The sequence below is a fragment of the Bacillus sp. ILBB4 genome (assembly GCF_035064545.1).
Lineage (GTDB): Bacteria > Bacillota > Bacilli > Bacillales > Bacillaceae_H > Priestia.
In genome coordinates this window covers 711042-725870 of the sequence record NZ_JAIQVD010000002.1, presented here as the reverse complement: position 1 = coordinate 725870, position 14829 = coordinate 711042, and the positions used below count along the sequence as shown (strand labels likewise).

General features: G+C 39.7%; 16 protein-coding genes. 13 read left to right on the top strand and 3 right to left on the bottom strand.

The genetic code is table 11. From position 1 onward, the window contains the following. Positions 1-24: 24 nt before the first annotated feature. Together LAV82_RS09865 and LAV82_RS09860 are read left to right on the top strand one after the other, a co-directional pair. Positions 25-498 carry a hypothetical protein gene (locus tag LAV82_RS09865; RefSeq protein WP_013082017.1) on the top strand — a complete coding sequence of 158 codons (474 nt, stop codon included), beginning with the start codon at positions 25-27 and terminating at the stop codon, positions 496-498. A 129-nt stretch (positions 499-627) separates the two neighbouring features. Further along, positions 628-1287 (top strand): haloacid dehalogenase type II, encoded by a 660-nt coding sequence (locus tag LAV82_RS09860; protein WP_274155993.1) that lies wholly within the window; start codon positions 628-630, stop codon positions 1285-1287. 30 nt (positions 1288-1317) lie between these two features. Here the strand turns inward: LAV82_RS09860 and LAV82_RS09855 are convergent, their stop codons facing one another. From LAV82_RS09855 to LAV82_RS09845, 3 genes are all read right to left on the bottom strand, one after another. Then, entirely contained in the window at positions 1318-1500 is a 183-nt protein-coding gene (locus tag LAV82_RS09855) for a CsbD family protein (protein ID WP_013082019.1), read from the bottom strand. A 143-nt stretch (positions 1501-1643) separates the two neighbouring features. After that, positions 1644-2138 carry an NUDIX hydrolase gene (locus LAV82_RS09850; RefSeq protein ID WP_013055717.1) on the bottom strand — a complete coding sequence of 165 codons (495 nt, stop codon included), beginning with the start codon at positions 2136-2138 and terminating at the stop codon, positions 1644-1646. A 90-nt stretch (positions 2139-2228) separates the two neighbouring features. After that, positions 2229-3779 (bottom strand): glycoside hydrolase family 10-like protein, encoded by a 1551-nt coding sequence (locus LAV82_RS09845; protein ID WP_499716007.1) that lies wholly within the window; start codon positions 3777-3779, stop codon positions 2229-2231. Between the two features lie 215 nt (positions 3780-3994). Here LAV82_RS09845 and LAV82_RS09840 point away from each other — a divergent pair, with 215 nt between their 5' ends. The 11 genes from LAV82_RS09840 to LAV82_RS09790 all read left to right on the top strand — a co-directional run bounded on the left by LAV82_RS09840 (position 3995) and on the right by LAV82_RS09790 (position 14825). Further along, positions 3995-4849 (top strand): MurR/RpiR family transcriptional regulator, encoded by an 855-nt coding sequence (locus LAV82_RS09840; protein ID WP_499716006.1) that lies wholly within the window; start codon positions 3995-3997, stop codon positions 4847-4849. Between the two features lie 14 nt (positions 4850-4863). Then, a complete protein-coding gene (locus LAV82_RS09835) occupies positions 4864-5169 on the top strand; it encodes a PTS sugar transporter subunit IIB (protein ID WP_028412249.1) in 306 nt (101 codons plus the stop codon). 80 nt (positions 5170-5249) lie between these two features. Next, entirely contained in the window at positions 5250-6551 is a 1302-nt protein-coding gene (locus tag LAV82_RS09830; RefSeq protein WP_013082024.1) for a PTS sugar transporter subunit IIC, read from the top strand. Between the two features lie 54 nt (positions 6552-6605). Beyond that, the gene (locus LAV82_RS09825) at positions 6606-6872 is read left to right on the top strand and encodes a hypothetical protein (RefSeq protein WP_013082025.1); all 267 of its coding nucleotides are present in this window, start codon (positions 6606-6608) and stop codon (positions 6870-6872) included. A gap of 16 nt (positions 6873-6888) precedes the next feature. Continuing rightward, positions 6889-8205 (top strand): 6-phospho-beta-glucosidase, encoded by a 1317-nt coding sequence (locus tag LAV82_RS09820; RefSeq protein ID WP_499716005.1) that lies wholly within the window; start codon positions 6889-6891, stop codon positions 8203-8205. A 1-nt stretch (position 8206) separates the two neighbouring features. Continuing rightward, positions 8207-9352 (top strand): anhydro-N-acetylmuramic acid kinase AnmK, encoded by a 1146-nt coding sequence (gene anmK / locus LAV82_RS09815; protein WP_274155986.1) that lies wholly within the window; start codon positions 8207-8209, stop codon positions 9350-9352. A 17-nt stretch (positions 9353-9369) separates the two neighbouring features. Continuing rightward, positions 9370-9705: a PTS lactose/cellobiose transporter subunit IIA gene (locus tag LAV82_RS09810; protein ID WP_013055725.1), complete on the top strand. Its 336-nt coding sequence runs from the start codon at positions 9370-9372 to the stop codon at positions 9703-9705. Then, positions 9702-10790, top strand: coding sequence for a DUF871 domain-containing protein (locus LAV82_RS09805; protein ID WP_074894051.1), 1089 nt, complete (start codon positions 9702-9704; stop codon positions 10788-10790). The genes LAV82_RS09810 and LAV82_RS09805 overlap by 4 nt, the downstream gene beginning before the upstream one ends. After that, on the top strand, positions 10747-11688 hold the full coding sequence (locus LAV82_RS09800) for a BadF/BadG/BcrA/BcrD ATPase family protein (protein WP_499716004.1): 942 nt from the start codon (positions 10747-10749) through the stop codon (positions 11686-11688). Before LAV82_RS09805 ends, LAV82_RS09800 begins: the two co-directional genes overlap by 44 nt. Positions 11689-11723: 35 nt before the next feature. Further along, a complete protein-coding gene (gene murQ / locus LAV82_RS09795) occupies positions 11724-12638 on the top strand; it encodes an N-acetylmuramic acid 6-phosphate etherase (RefSeq protein ID WP_499716003.1) in 915 nt (304 codons plus the stop codon). A gap of 168 nt (positions 12639-12806) precedes the next feature. Then, positions 12807-14825, top strand: a complete 2019-nt coding sequence (locus LAV82_RS09790; protein ID WP_013055729.1) for a BglG family transcription antiterminator — start codon at positions 12807-12809, stop codon at positions 14823-14825. Positions 14826-14829: the final 4 nt, after the last annotated feature.

Sequence of the window (14829 nt, the reverse complement as noted above, 5' to 3'; positions counted from 1 at the left end):
ATTTTTGATAAAGGGGCTTTTTACTTGTATCGAAAAAAAACACTGCTTTTGAAGCGAAGTTTAGGAGTAGCTGTGTTTCTTTCTGTTATTGCGCTGGGAGTTTGGATGTTTCAATTTACATTCTTTTCTCCGAGTCATCAAGCCAAATCTGCCGTAAAAGAATTTTATACGCTAGAACAGGAAGGAAACTTTTCGGAATCATGGGACCTTTTTCATTCATCCATGAAAAAGAAATGGACAAAAGGTGCATACATACAAGATCGAGCACACGTATTTCTCAATCATTTCGGGGTAGACACCTTTACTTATTCCATTGAAGATGTTGAAAAAAGAAAGAGCTGGAAGATGGAAAATGATCGTAAAGCGTTTCCTGTTGTTTACGAAATGACTGTTATCCAAACGTATAAAGGGAAATATGGAAACTTTGATTTGGTGCAGAAAGTGTATGCTGTTCGTGAAAAAGGAGAATGGAAAGTCGTGTGGGATTATAAACAGTAGGAGAGCCTGCTGTTTTTTTATTTTCATAAGAAATGAGCATACATCAGCTGTTAATAGGCCTCTTTTTTAACAGAAAAAACGTTATGTTTTTTTGCGAGTGGGTAAAATGAAAGAAGGAGGCGAACACAGATGAAATTTAAAACGATTTTATTTGATGCATATGGAACACTGTTTGATGTACATACCGTTATTGAAACGTGTGATCAGCTGTATCCGGAGCGGGGAGAAAGCATTAGCCATTTATGGCGTTTGAAGCAAATTGAATACGCCATGCAATATCAGCTGATGGGACGATACGTTGACTTTTATACATTAACAAATCAATCCCTGAAATATGCAGCAGAAGCAAATGATATTGATTTAACGGAACACGAAGAAAAAATGCTGATGAGTGCCTACATGAAGCTGAATGTCTACGATGAGGTCAAAGAGGTGCTCGCCTATTTAAAAGAAAAAGGGTATCGCCTGGCTATTTTTACGAATGGTCCTAAGCACATGATTAATCCGCTTGTTTCTTATCATAATATGAATCATTTATTTGAGGACGTTATTTCCATAGACGAAATCAAACAGTACAAGCCTACGATGGCAAGCTATCACTATGCAAAAAACAAAATGAACGCCAAAAGAGAAGAAGTATTATTTTTGTCATCGAATACATGGGATATTGCCGGTGCTAAAAACTACGGGTTCGCAACGGCTTGGGTCAACCGAAAAGGAAATGTAGCTGAACATAAAGAATTGCAGCCAAACGTAATCATTAAAAGCTTAAATCAGCTTATTAAATAAAAAAAGACGAGCATTTAAGCTCGTCCTTTTTTATTTATTGCTAAATGTATCTTTTGTTTCGCCTACTGCTTTTTGAGCATTTCCTTTTGTTTTCTCAGCTTTTCCTTCGCGCTGAAGGTCGCGGTTATTCGTTGCATTTCCCACTTGATCTTTTACTTCACCTTTAGCTTTTGATACATTTCCTTTAACTTTATCTCCTAAACCTTTACTCATTTTAATCTTCCTTTCTATTAGTAATTAAGTAGTATTACTTGTCTGTTCCACCATTAGAAAGAAATTAAACATATTTTCTGATTTCAACTTAAATAGAAGCTAAGCGTACGATATTCATGAGTAATGTGTAGGAACTATCATTATTATTGTTCGGAGGTTTTAAGCTCCCAATCATCATAAATCTGAGATTCATAAGGCCATGATAATAAGCTTAAAGATTCCACTGCTTTTAGAACAAGAGGTGAAGCATTATTGATGTTGAGATCTTGCGGTGCAATCCACAATGCTTCCAAAGAATCCTGTCCTTCAAACTGTACGGGGTTGGAAAGAAGCTCACCGCCGGCAATGTCTACGTAATAAAATACGGCAATGTGATGCACGTGAGTAAATTCTTTCCACTTACAGGGATACTGAAAATCTGTTGTACCCGCTTGAGAAACAATGTTAATCTCAAAGCCTGTTTCTTCACTAAACTCTCTTTTCATCGCATTTGTTAAAGTTTCACCGTGTTCTAGCTGTCCGCCTGGCAAATCAAAACGATGAATATACGGACCTCTGTTTTTTCGAATAACAAGCATCTTGTTATCTCGCATACAAATTCCATATACGCCAAAGGCGCGATCATAGTTTGGTTCCATCTTTTTTTCACTACTTTCTATAACAGAATGGCTTGATAAAGCATAGTTTGATTTCTTTATCCTACCATACATTTTGCTATAGAACCTTTTTTAATGAGATGCTTTTACAGTAAGCGTGCGGGAAACGGCACTTTCGTTATGCAAACGGTCAACAGAGGTTACAACATATGTGTATGTTTGATTTTTGAGTGCATTTGGATCTACAAACAATTGTTTTTCTCCTGTTTTTCGAACGGTTGTCAGCAGGTTTTCTGCGTCGTTAATGTCGCCTTTTTTATTGCCTTGAAAGCGATAAATGGCATAATAAGCGGAATCATTCTGCTGGTGATCTCGAATTTCAAATGCTGCTTCTTTTGTATGAGGGCCCGCATTTTTTAATTTTGGTGCTTTTGGTGCCGTATTATCAAGCCAAGGCATTGCTGGAATAAGCGCAGGGTGTTTATAAATATCGTTTTGCAGCTTGTCTTTTATTCCTAGCGGGTTTCGGTTCAAATCTTTCAGGCTAAAATGCATGCTTCCCTGTACTTCTGGAAACTGGTGATTTAGAGCAATTTGCCTTGGATACTCATCGGGATCAGACCAAGCTTCCACCGCGTTGTTATTAATTTTGTAAGCAGCTTGTCCAATATAAAGGTGAACTGGCTTTCCGCGCACTTCATCTCTCCACCAGTTGAGCAGCGTATCGTAAGCAGCGGGTTCAAATCCGATATTCCAATAAATTTGCGGAGTAATGTAATCAATGTATCCATTTTGAATCCACGTACGCGTATCAGCATACAAATCATCGTAGTTTGTTTGTCCAGCAGTCGTCTCAGAGCCGGTTGGATCATTAGCAATGTTTCGCCATACGCCGAACGGACTGATGCCAAACTTCACGTATGATTTTGTTTTTTTAATAGATTTATTTAAATCTCGAACAAGCTGATTAACATTGTCACGCCGCCAGTCTTCAATATTGGAAAACGTTTGAGCACCGTAGGCTTCATATGTTTTTTGATCTGGGAACGTTTGACCTGAAATTTTATAAGGATAAAAATAGTCGTCCATATGAACAGCATCAATATCATAGTTTCTTACGACTTCGAGCACTTCTTCAATAATAAAGTTTTTTACTTCTGGAATACCTGGGTTGTAGTAGAGTTGTTTTCCGTAGGAGACGACCCAATCAGGATGTTGTTTGGCAGGATGATTATCGGCTAGTTTGTTTAAATCAGTATGATTCATTGTAATGCGGTAAGGGTTAAACCATGCGTGGAATTCTAAGTTGCGCTTGTGTGCTTCGTCTACCATAAAGGCCAGAGGATCATAGCCGGGATCTTTTCCTTGTGTACCGGTTAAATATTCTGACCACGGGCCATATTTTGACGGATAAAAGGAATCGGCGGTCGGTTTAATTTGAACAACAACAGCATTCATCCCCATCTTTTTTACTTCATCTAGCAAATAGGTAAACTCTTTTTTCTGCTGTTCAACCGGAAGACCAGGCTGAGAAGGCCAATCAATGTTGTATACGCTTGCAATCCAAGCGGCTCGAAGCTCCCGTTTTTGATACGTAGTAGGTACGTCTGCTTTAGCAGGCAATGTGCTCGAACAAAACAGCAGTAAAAACAATATGCCTCCAACCCATTTTTTAATATGCATGTTCGTTCCTCCTTCTTTTTTGGTTGAGATAAAATTTCTTTCATAATATAGCATGCGGTCGTTATATTCACAATAGATTTTAATGAAATATTCTGAAAAATAAAATAAAGTTTTAAAAATATAAGAAAAATATTGAAATTAAATTTCGGAAAAAATATAATAATGGTAATTTACAGAATATTTTAGAAATACGTTACTTAACGATGGAGGAATTCATGCGCCAATTTTCCGTACTTACTTTAATCGATGCACAAATGAATCATTACAGTCCTGCTGAAGGAAGAGTAGCTGATTACGTGCTAGAAAATCCCACGACCACGTTGAACTTAACGACCAAACAGCTAGCTAAGCAGTGTCAGTGCAGCGAAGCTACGATTATCCGCTTTTGTCAGCGTGTAGGCATTAATAGTTTTAAAGAATTAAAGATTGAATTAGCAAAAGATGCTCATAAGGTGCATACCGAACAGCTGCCGAATCTTCCAGTTAATTTTGAAGACGAGACAGATGCTGTGCTTGAAAAAGTCATAAGCAAAAGTATGAGCGCACTGATGAATACAAGCCGACTAGTGAGCACTTCTGCAATTGATGCAGCTGCGGAAGCTATTCATGGAGCGAAACGAGTGTTTTTATACGGAGCAGGAGGATCATCTGTAGTTGCGCTAGATGCTCAGTATAAACTGCTTCGAATTGATATTTCGGCTCTGTTTTCATTAGATAGTCATGTTCAAATGGTGATGGCTACGAATATGACAAAAGATGATGTGCTGTTTGTGGTATCGACTTCCGGTCAAACAAAAGAAGTGGTGGAGCTGATGCAAATAGCCAAAGACAAAGGAGCAGCCGTCATTTTGCTAACGCAGCACGGATCATCGCCAGCTTCTAGATTAGCTGATATTCTGCTGACTATTTCGGTAGAAGAACAGCATATTCGAATTGGAACGATGAGCGCTCGTATTGCTCAGCTAGCCGTTGTAGATGCGATGTTTATACGGTTATGTATTCAAAAAGGCAATCAAGTATTTGAACGCATAATCGATACACATAATGTAATTCAAAAAATAAAGAGGTAGGGGGAAATGAGAAAATGAAGGTATTGTTTGTATGTTCTGGAGGAATGTCAAGTGCGATTGTGGTAAAAGCGTTAAAAACGGAAGCACAAAAGCACGGAACGGATATGGAAGTGCTGGCAATTGGGACAAATGAAGTGGCAGAAGAAATTCAAAAGGGCTGGGATGTTGTAATGGTTGCACCGCAGATTCGCCACCGGTTTAACGCAGTGAAAGCGGAAGCGGATAAAGCTTCTGTTCCGTGCGGGCCGATTCCGCCGCAGGCTTATACGCCGCTTGGAGGCCCGACGCTTTATAAAACGGTTCAACAGCTCGTTAGCTGAGGAAAGCAGGTGTATTCCTGCTTTTTAAATAAATAAGGGGTTTATTACACAAGGGGAGAATATAGAGGGGGAAAGGGTATATGAGCAAATTTGTGTCGTTTTTAGAGAACAATTTATCAGGACCTATGGCCAGGCTATCAGAACAGCGGCATCTTCAAGCCATTCGCGATGGCGTTATTTCCGCTTTGCCGTTCATTATCATCGGAAGCTTTTTCTTAATTTTAGCATTTCCGCCTGTGCCGCAAGATAGCACAATTGCAAAATGGGCAGCTGATAACAGCGCCAATATTTTAATACCGTATCGCGTAACGATGTTTATTATGTCTTTATATATAGCCTTTGGGATAGGGTATAACTTGTCCAAAAGCTATAATCTCGATCCGCTGTCAGGAGCGCAAATTGCAGTAGCTGCACTACTTCTTACGGTCACTCCAAAGCTGATTGAAGAAGAAGGATTTATGCTTCCAATGACAAACCTTGGAGGTCACGGTTTGTTTGTAACGATGATTGTATCGATTTTATCGGTCGAAATTCTCAGGTTTTGTAAAGCAAAAAATGTCACCATAAAAATGCCGGAACAAGTGCCGCCTTCGGTATCGAGGTCTTTTGAAGCACTAATTCCGGTTGCGATTGTTGTTGTACTTATGACGATTATTACCATTGTTTTAGGTATCGATCTTCACCATTTAGTTGATAAACTAGTTGCTCCGCTTGTGGAAGCTGGAGATAGTTTAGCAGGAGTATTAATACCGGTTTTCTTAATTACGTTTTTCTGGTCATTTGGTATTCACGGCGTCTCTGTTGTTGGGACAGTGGCACGGCCTGTATGGGAAGTGTATTTAGCCAAAAATGCTGAAGCGGTAGCAGACGGAGCTTCCACACTTCCGTATATTGCACCTGAAACGTTCTTTCAGTGGTTTGTTTGGATCGGAGGATCTGGAGCGACGCTAGGTCTTGCCTTAGCGATGCTGTTTTTCTCAAAATCTAAATATTCGAAAGCGCTTTCTAGGACATCTTTTATTCCAGCGGTTTTTAATATTAACGAACCAATTATTTTCGGTTTGCCAATTGTCTTAAATCCTATTTTAATTATTCCATTTATCATTATCCCAATTATTACAACGATCATTTCATACGCAGCAACGGCGACAGGTCTTATTACGCCAACCTACGTAATGGTTCCTTGGACGCTCCCGGCGCCGATCGGAGCGTATCTATCAACCGGAGGAGACTGGCGGGCGGTTGTGCTAGTCGTTATCAATATTGCTATTTCTGTTGTCATTTATCTTCCGTTCTTTAAAATGTACGACCGAAAGATGGTCGAAATGGAAAAAAGCGATGAAGCAACGGTTGCACCATCCGATAGTTCAGTTCAAATGTAAAGAAAGAGAAGCCAACTTGTTTGGCTTCTATCTCTTTAGTAGGAGTGAGGGTCAATGTTTGTACGGTTTCGATATAAAACTGTGTTTTTATTTCTGCTAACCATGGTTCTTTGCAACGTTATTTTTACACCTCTGCTGCAGTATGCTGGTTTATCAGCGCAGCATAGTTTATTTGCCATTACAAGCCTATCAGCGGCGCTGCTTACAACATTTATTTCCATTCGGCTTTCAAACGCAGCTTTATCTAAAACCGCCGTTTGTATACGCTTTGTTTTGCTTGGAATAGGGTGCACAGCCGTTACATATTTAGCCGTTTTTTAACAAGGAGGGGCAAAAAATGAAAGTAGTGACAATTGGGGGAGGATCAAGCTACACACCGGAATTGGTCGAAGGGTTTATTAAACGATATGATGAGCTTCCAATTCGAGAGCTATGGCTTGTAGATGTTGAAGAAGGAAAAGAGAAACTTGCAATTGTAGGAGCACTTGCGAAAAGAATGGTCAAAAAAGCAGGTGTTGATATGAAAATTCATTTAACGCTTGATCGACAAAAAGCGTTGATAAATGCTGATTTTGTAACGACACAGCTTAGAGTAGGTCAGCTTGATGCGCGTATTCAAGATGAACGCATCCCTCTTAAGTACGGAATGATTGGTCAAGAGACAAACGGGGCGGGAGGATTATTTAAGGGCTTACGAACGATACCGGTTTTGTTGAAAATTGCCGAGGAAATACACGAAGTTTGTCCAAACGCCTGGCTTATTAATTTTACAAATCCTGCAGGTATGGTAACGGAGGCGCTGCTTCGCTACGGAAAGCATTCTAAAGTAGTAGGAGTTTGTAACCTGCCTGTACATATGACAAACTCCATCGCCAGCTTGCTTCAAATAGAAAAAGAAGATGTTCACATTGAATTTGCAGGGTTAAATCACTTGGTATATGGACTGCATGTGTATGCAAAAGGAAAGGAAGTAACGCAAGAAGTCATTCGGCGATTAAGTGATCCAAAGTCCCAAGTAACAATGAGAAACATAGCTCCTATTCCGTGGCAACCGGACTTTTTGGAAGCTCTTGGCGTGATTTTATGTCCTTATCACCGCTACTACTACAAAACAAACGAAATATTAGCAGAAGAGCTTCTGGCCTTTCAGTCAGGTACCACACGCGCTGAAGTGGTCAAAGCATTAGAAGCCGAGCTTTTTGAACTCTATAAAAATCCAAATCTAGAAAGTAAGCCTCCGCAGCTGGAAAAACGAGGAGGCGCTTATTACAGCGATGCCGCATGCAATTTAATTTCATCCATTCATAACGATAAAGGCGATATTCAAACATTAAATGTAAAAAACAATGGCGCTATTTCCTCACTCCCAAACGAATCTGCGGTTGAAGTAAACTGTGCAGTAACAAAGCAAGGGCCGGTACCACTCGCTGTCGGTGAACTTCCGGTAGAAGTGAATGGACTTGTGCAGCAAATTAAATCGTTTGAACGAGTAGGAGCAGAAGCTGCGGTTACAGGATCTTATGAAAAAGCACTGGTTGCGCTGAGCATTAATCCGCTTGTTCCAAGTGACGAGCTGGCTAAGTCGGTCTTAGATGAACTGCTTCAAGCTCATCGCAAGTATTTACCTGCTTTTTTTAAGGAAGTGAACGCGTAGTATGTATGCTGTTGGACTTATGTCAGGAACGTCACTCGACGGAATTGATGCAGCTCTTGTTCAAATTGAAGGAAGCGGCTATGAAAGTAAAGTTAAGCTTCTTCATTTTATTACCGTGCCGTTTTCACCTCAGTTAAAAAAGGAAATTGAGCAGGCGCTTTCTTTTGAACATTCAAATGTACAGCTGATCTGCAGCTTAAATTTTAAACTTGGCTATGCATTTGCGGATGCAGTGAAAAAAGTGTGTCAAGAAGCCCGCTTTTCTCTTGAACAAATAGATGTTGTTGGATCGCATGGTCAAACCATTTACCATCAGCCTTATGCTTCGGGAAGTACAGCGATGTCTACACTCCAAATTGGAGAGCCGGCTGTTATTGCCTATGAAACCAAAACGAAGGTAGTAGCAAACTTCAGAGTGATGGACATGGCAGCAGGCGGGCAAGGTGCTCCGTTAGTTCCTCACACGGAACGGATTTTGTACAGCCACGCTGAGCGTACAAGGCTGCTTCAAAACGTTGGAGGTATTGGAAATGTAACGTTGATTCCGCCAAAAAAATCTCCTATACCCGTAGTAGCTTTTGATACGGGGCCGGGAAATATGATGATAGACGAAGCGTGTCAGCAGCTTTTTAATGTTTCATTTGATGAAAATGGGCGTTTAGCAGCTGAAGGAAAGATTATTTCAGAGCTTTTAGAAGACTGTATGAATCATGATTACATGAAGCTTTCTCCTCCTAAATCGACGGGAAGAGAACTGTTCGGTACACAGTACACAAAGAGACTGCTAGAGAATTATAGTAAACATAAAAAGGAAGATCTGCTAGCTACGATTACTATGTTCACGGCATCATCCATTGTACATCACTATGAAACATTTATTTTTCCTGCCTATTCTATTGATGAAGTGATTATTGGAGGAGGCGGAAGTTATAATAATACGCTGATGAATATGATTAAAGCGCAGATCGGGAAACGCTGCAGCGTGTATACACAAGAAGAAATAGGAATGTCTTCAGAAGCAAAAGAAGCCGTAGCTTTTGCGGTGCTCGCAAATGAAACACTTTCAGGTTATCCAAGCAATGTACCAAGCGCAACCGGCGCCTTGTCTCCTGTAATATTAGGAAACATTACGCCTGTACCACTATAAAAAAGGGGATGGAAGAAATGACAGAAGCAGCAAATATGGAAAATGAAATTTTTGAACTTATTGCATACGGAGGAAATGCCAGGTCACTTGCATATGAAGCGTTAGAAGCAGCTGAAGACTATGATTTTAATAAAGCCGACGAACTTTTAAAGCAATCTCAAGAAGAGCTCAGTCATGCTCATAAAACGCAAACTGCGCTTATTCAACGTGAATTGAACGGAAAAACAATTGAAAAGTCCCTGCTTTTAATTCACGCACAAGATCATTTAATGACGGCTATTTCAGAGCAAAAATTAATTGAACATATGATTAAGCTTATTAAAAAATTTAAAAAAGAAGGCGAAAATCAATGAAAAAGCTAGGTATTGCGATTTACCCGGAACATTCGACTGTCGAAAAAGATAAAGCGTATATAGCACTTGCGCATCAATACGGATTTACCCGCATTTTTACATGCTTGCTTTCTGTTGAAGGCGATCAGAAAAAAGTAATGGCAAATTTTAAAGAAATCATTGAGTTTGCCAATGAGCTAGAGATGGAAGTAGTAGTGGACATCGCTCCTCGCGTATTTGGAGCGCTTGGCATTTCTTATGATGACTTATCTTTTTTTCACGAATTAGGGGCTTATGCTATTCGTCTTGATCTAGGGTATACGGGAAATGAAGAGTCCATTATGACCTTTAATCCATACGGCTTAAAAATTGAAATTAATATGAGTAATGCGACGAAGTATGTGGATAATATTTTAAGTTACAGACCGAATCGAAAGCAGCTGCTCGGGTCGCACAACTTCTATCCTCATCGATATGCGGGATTGTCGTATGATCACTTTTTGAAGTGTTCAGCATTGTTTAAAGAACATAACCTTGAAACAGCAGCCTTTATTAATTCACCAAGCGCTACTTTTGGACCGTGGCCTGTTACTGAAGGGCTTTGTACGCTTGAAATGCATCGCACGCTTCCGATCGACGTGCAGGCTAAGCATCTTTTTAAAACGGGATTAATTGATTGTGCAATCATTGCGAATGCGTATGCATCAGAAGAAGAGATGAAGGCGCTGCGTGATGTTGTTCAGCAAGAGCGCTTTACTTTTAACGTGACCCTGTATGATACGATTACCGAGCTTGAGAAAAAAATTGTGCTGGAAGAGTTTCATTTTTACCGCGGAGACGTATCTGATTATTTAATTCGCTCTACGCAAAGCCGAGTAAAATATAAAAAAGAAGAATTCAAGCCTACGCATACTCCTTCCATTCGAAGAGGCGATATTTTAATAGAAAATGAACTCTATGGACAATACAAAGGAGAGCTGCAAATTGCGCTGTTAGACATGGAGAACTCAGGTAAAACAAACGTAGTAGGACGCATTGCAGAAGAGGAAATTTTTTTACTAAATGAACTGCAGCCATGGGACAAATTTGCTTTTTGTGAGCGGTGATAAAATGGACTATATTATTGGTATCGACGGCGGGGGAACAAAAACAGAAGCCGTTGCTTACAGCTTAAATGGTCAAGAGCTCGCTGCTTCAAAAAGCGGCTATGGCAATTTGCTCATTAATTACAATACGGCTATTACTCATATTGATGAATGTATTACGGCGTGCAAAGCTGCGCTTGCTGATCATACATGTAAAGGCATTTCACTGGGGCTTGCTGGAAGTAAAGCATTATCTAAAGAAGAAATAAAAAGATATTTTTATGATCGTTATCAGGTAGAAGTAGGTTTATATGATGACGCCATGATTGCACATGAAGCACTACTACATGGAAAAGACGGGATTTTAACCATTGCAGGTACTGGAGCCGTCAGCATTGGGAAAAAAGACGGAGTGTACGAATACGGAGGAGGGTGGGGACACCTTCTTGGAGATGAAGGAAGCGGATATTGGATTGGTCTTCAAGCACTGATATTGCTGACGAAAGAGCATGATCAAAGCCGTCCTTACAGCAGCCTTAGTCAGACAATCTTGCAACATATAAAAGCAGATACCATACACGATATAAAAAAGTTTGTCTATTCATCTCCTAAATCAGAAGTTGCTTCACTCACTCCGCTTGTTGTAAATCAAGCGAGAAACCATAAACAAGAAGCAAGTGACATTCTTCAACAGGCTGGAAAGAACCTTGCAAACATGACTCTTCATTTATATAAGAAACAGCGGTTTGAAGGGAGCTGCTTGCTGTCATGCAAGGGCAGCATTTTAACGGAAGTTCCAGAAGTGTTTGATGTTTATAAAAAAGCATGTGAAAAAGAAATAAAGCATATCCAGTGGGCAACACAGCGAGTATCATCTGCTAAAGGAGCTTATCAGCTGTTCATGAACGAGTATAAATAGAGAAAAAATGATGGTGGAAAAGGCAGGGGATCACAGTGAACTTAAATCATATCTTAACTGAAAAACGCAATCCGCAAACCTTAAACATTGATGAATTATCAAGTCTGGAAATTGTAAGAAAAATTAATGAAGAAGATCATCAAGTGCCTCAGGCAATCAATAAGGTGCTGCCTGTTATTGCTCTGTTAGTAGATGAAATTGTCAGTGCTTTTAAACAAGGCGGACGTCTTATTTATATCGGAGCAGGTACAAGCGGGCGGCTAGGTGTGCTAGATGCATCTGAATGTGTACCAACATTCGGTACACCTGCCGAACAAGTAATTGGGATCATAGCCGGGGGAGACAAAGCGCTCCGTCATGCGTTAGAAGGAGCAGAAGATAATAAGAAACAAGCGATAGAAGATTTGAAAGCGATTAATTTATCAAATAAAGATATTCTTGTAGGTATAGCTGCAAGTGGAAGAACTCCTTATACACTCTCAGCGCTTGCGTATGCAAACAGCCTGGGGACAGTAACGGGCTGCGTTGTCAATTCTCCTCAATCACCTATGGAACAAGAAGCAAAATATGCAATAGTAGCAGAATCAGGGCCGGAAGTTGTAACAGGTTCAACAAGAATGAAAGCCGGAACTGCTCAAAAGCTTGTTCTTAATATGCTGACGACCGCTTCTATGATTCAAATCGGTAAAGTCTACAGCAATCTAATGGTAGACGTACAGCCGACTAACGATAAACTCGTACAGCGTGCTAAAAATATTATTGCGGAACTAACAGGCGTCTCACCAGAGGAGGCAGCGGAAAGTTTACAAACATACAAAACGCCAAAAGCCGCCATTCTTGCGCTTCTTACTTCTATAGAAGGTGACGAGGTGCATCGGCTGCTTGATAAACATGACGGACATTTAAAAAAAGCCATTGGAGAAGCAATGGAACAGCAGATTAAAGATTAACCCTTAAAAGAAGTGCATACAGCACTTCTTTTTTTGTTGAGCACATTTTTTGCACAATGTATGTGGGTGAATTCGGTCTAATCATTTTGCAAGACCCGTAGTATAGTAAAAGCATAAAACATAGTAAGTATTTCAATTTGTGCACGAATTGGACTGAAGGTGATTCATTTGTTAGACAAACGCAGTACGGCCGTATTGCAAGTTTTGCTTCAAGCCGCAACATTTATATCAGTACAAGAGTTAATGAAGCAGTTTCAAGTGTCAAGACGTACCATCTATTATGATATTGAGAAAATTAACGATTGGCTGTGTCAGCAAGAATTAGAGTTTGTTCAGTACACATATGGAAAAGGCTTTTTTCTAAACGATCAAGCAAAGGACCAAGTTGCTAAACAATTTTCTCATGTTATGCCATCTGCTTACTTATCAGTTGAGGACCGTCAAATATACGTTGCTTTGATGTGTATACTTCGAGGCGGAAAAATTGGAACTCAGCAGCTCATGGATGAAACAGAAGTTAGTCGCAACACTGTATTACAAGATATTAAAGACTTAAAAAACAAGTGGGCAAAGAAAGGCATATCTTTGACATACAGCTATAAAGATGGGTACGAAGTAAAAGGATCTGAAAGCGACATTCGAAATTTGCTTTATATACACATTACAGAATTATTAAGTCAACATCAAGAAGAGTTGTTGAAAAGGGTTATGAAAGCAGATTACGAATATTCACTGATTTATAACTGGCTTGTAGAGTGTGAAGATAAACTGGGAATGGCGTTTACAGACAAGATGCTGACGCAATTAGCCTATATGCTCACGTGCTGTATTCAGCGTATTGGAGGCAAGCGCTATGTAGACGCCTTGATTACTAGAAAAGAAGAATTAGAAAAAACCAGGCAGTACAAAGCGCTGCAAGAAATTGAAAGCGTTTTAGGATTTGATTTTCCACCTCATGAAAAACATTATCTGGCCACGGTTTTACTAAGTGCAAAAGTAAATGTAGTAAATCAAGCAGATAGTGATGATTGGATGAGAACCATTGTAAAAGAAATGGTATCACGGTTTCAAGCATATGCTTGTGTGGTATTTGAAGATCGAAATCGTCTTGAACAAAATTTATATATTCATTTGAAGACGGCTTATTACAGGCTTCTCTATAATATTCACCTCCCTAACCCTATGCTTTCGGCTATTCAAACAAAGTATCAGGATATAGTGGAACTGACAAAAAAAGCGTTGCTTCCTTTGGAAAACAGCCTTCAAACACGTATTAATGAAGACGAAATTTCTTATTTTGCTCTTCATTTCGGAGGGTGGATGAAAAAACAAGAGGGAAGGCAAAAACAAAAGCGTATTGTTATTGTTTGTGCCAATGGAATTGGAACGTCCCGTATGCTTCAGTATCAGCTTGAACAACTGTTAACAGATGCTGAATTGATAGGGCCAATGACGGTAAGAGATTATGAGCAGTTTAAAGAAACCTATGATTTAGTTATTACAACTACGCCATTAAAAAAGCGAATGAACGTGATGCTTGTGAATCCTATTTTAACGGATGATGAAAAGCAGCGGTTAATCGACTTAGTTGAACCAGCTTCTTCTCAGCTAACCACTCAAGCCATCATGGGTATTATTAAGCAGCATGCAAATATTCAGGATGAACCAGCTCTGTTAGCTAATTTAAAACTAGTGATACAGCAATCTAAAAAAATGGTAAGAGAGGATAAAAAGCCAATGTTGCATGAAGTATTGCAAGAGCCATTCTTGCAGCTTACAGATTCAGCAGATGATTGGAAATCAGCTGTTAGGCTGGCTGCCAAGCCTTTGTTGAACTATGAATATATTGAACCTTCTTATGTAGAAGCAATGATCAAAAGTGTAGAACAGTTAGGCCCTTATATTGTTATTGCGCCAAAAGTGGCGCTCCCTCACGCAAGGCCGGAACAAGGTGTAAATCGTGTGGGTATGAGCATGCTTCGTTTAAAGGAGCCGGTCTATTTTTCTACTGAAAAACAGCACGGAGCGCAGCTTATTATCGTACTTGCTGCTACTGATAATGAAACCCACTTAAAAGCACTGTCACAGCTTTCAATGATGCTATCTGAAAACGATAATATTGACAAGCTTATTGCTATGAATACAAAACAAGAAATGCTTGCATTAATTGAAGCTTACTCAAATTAAAAGG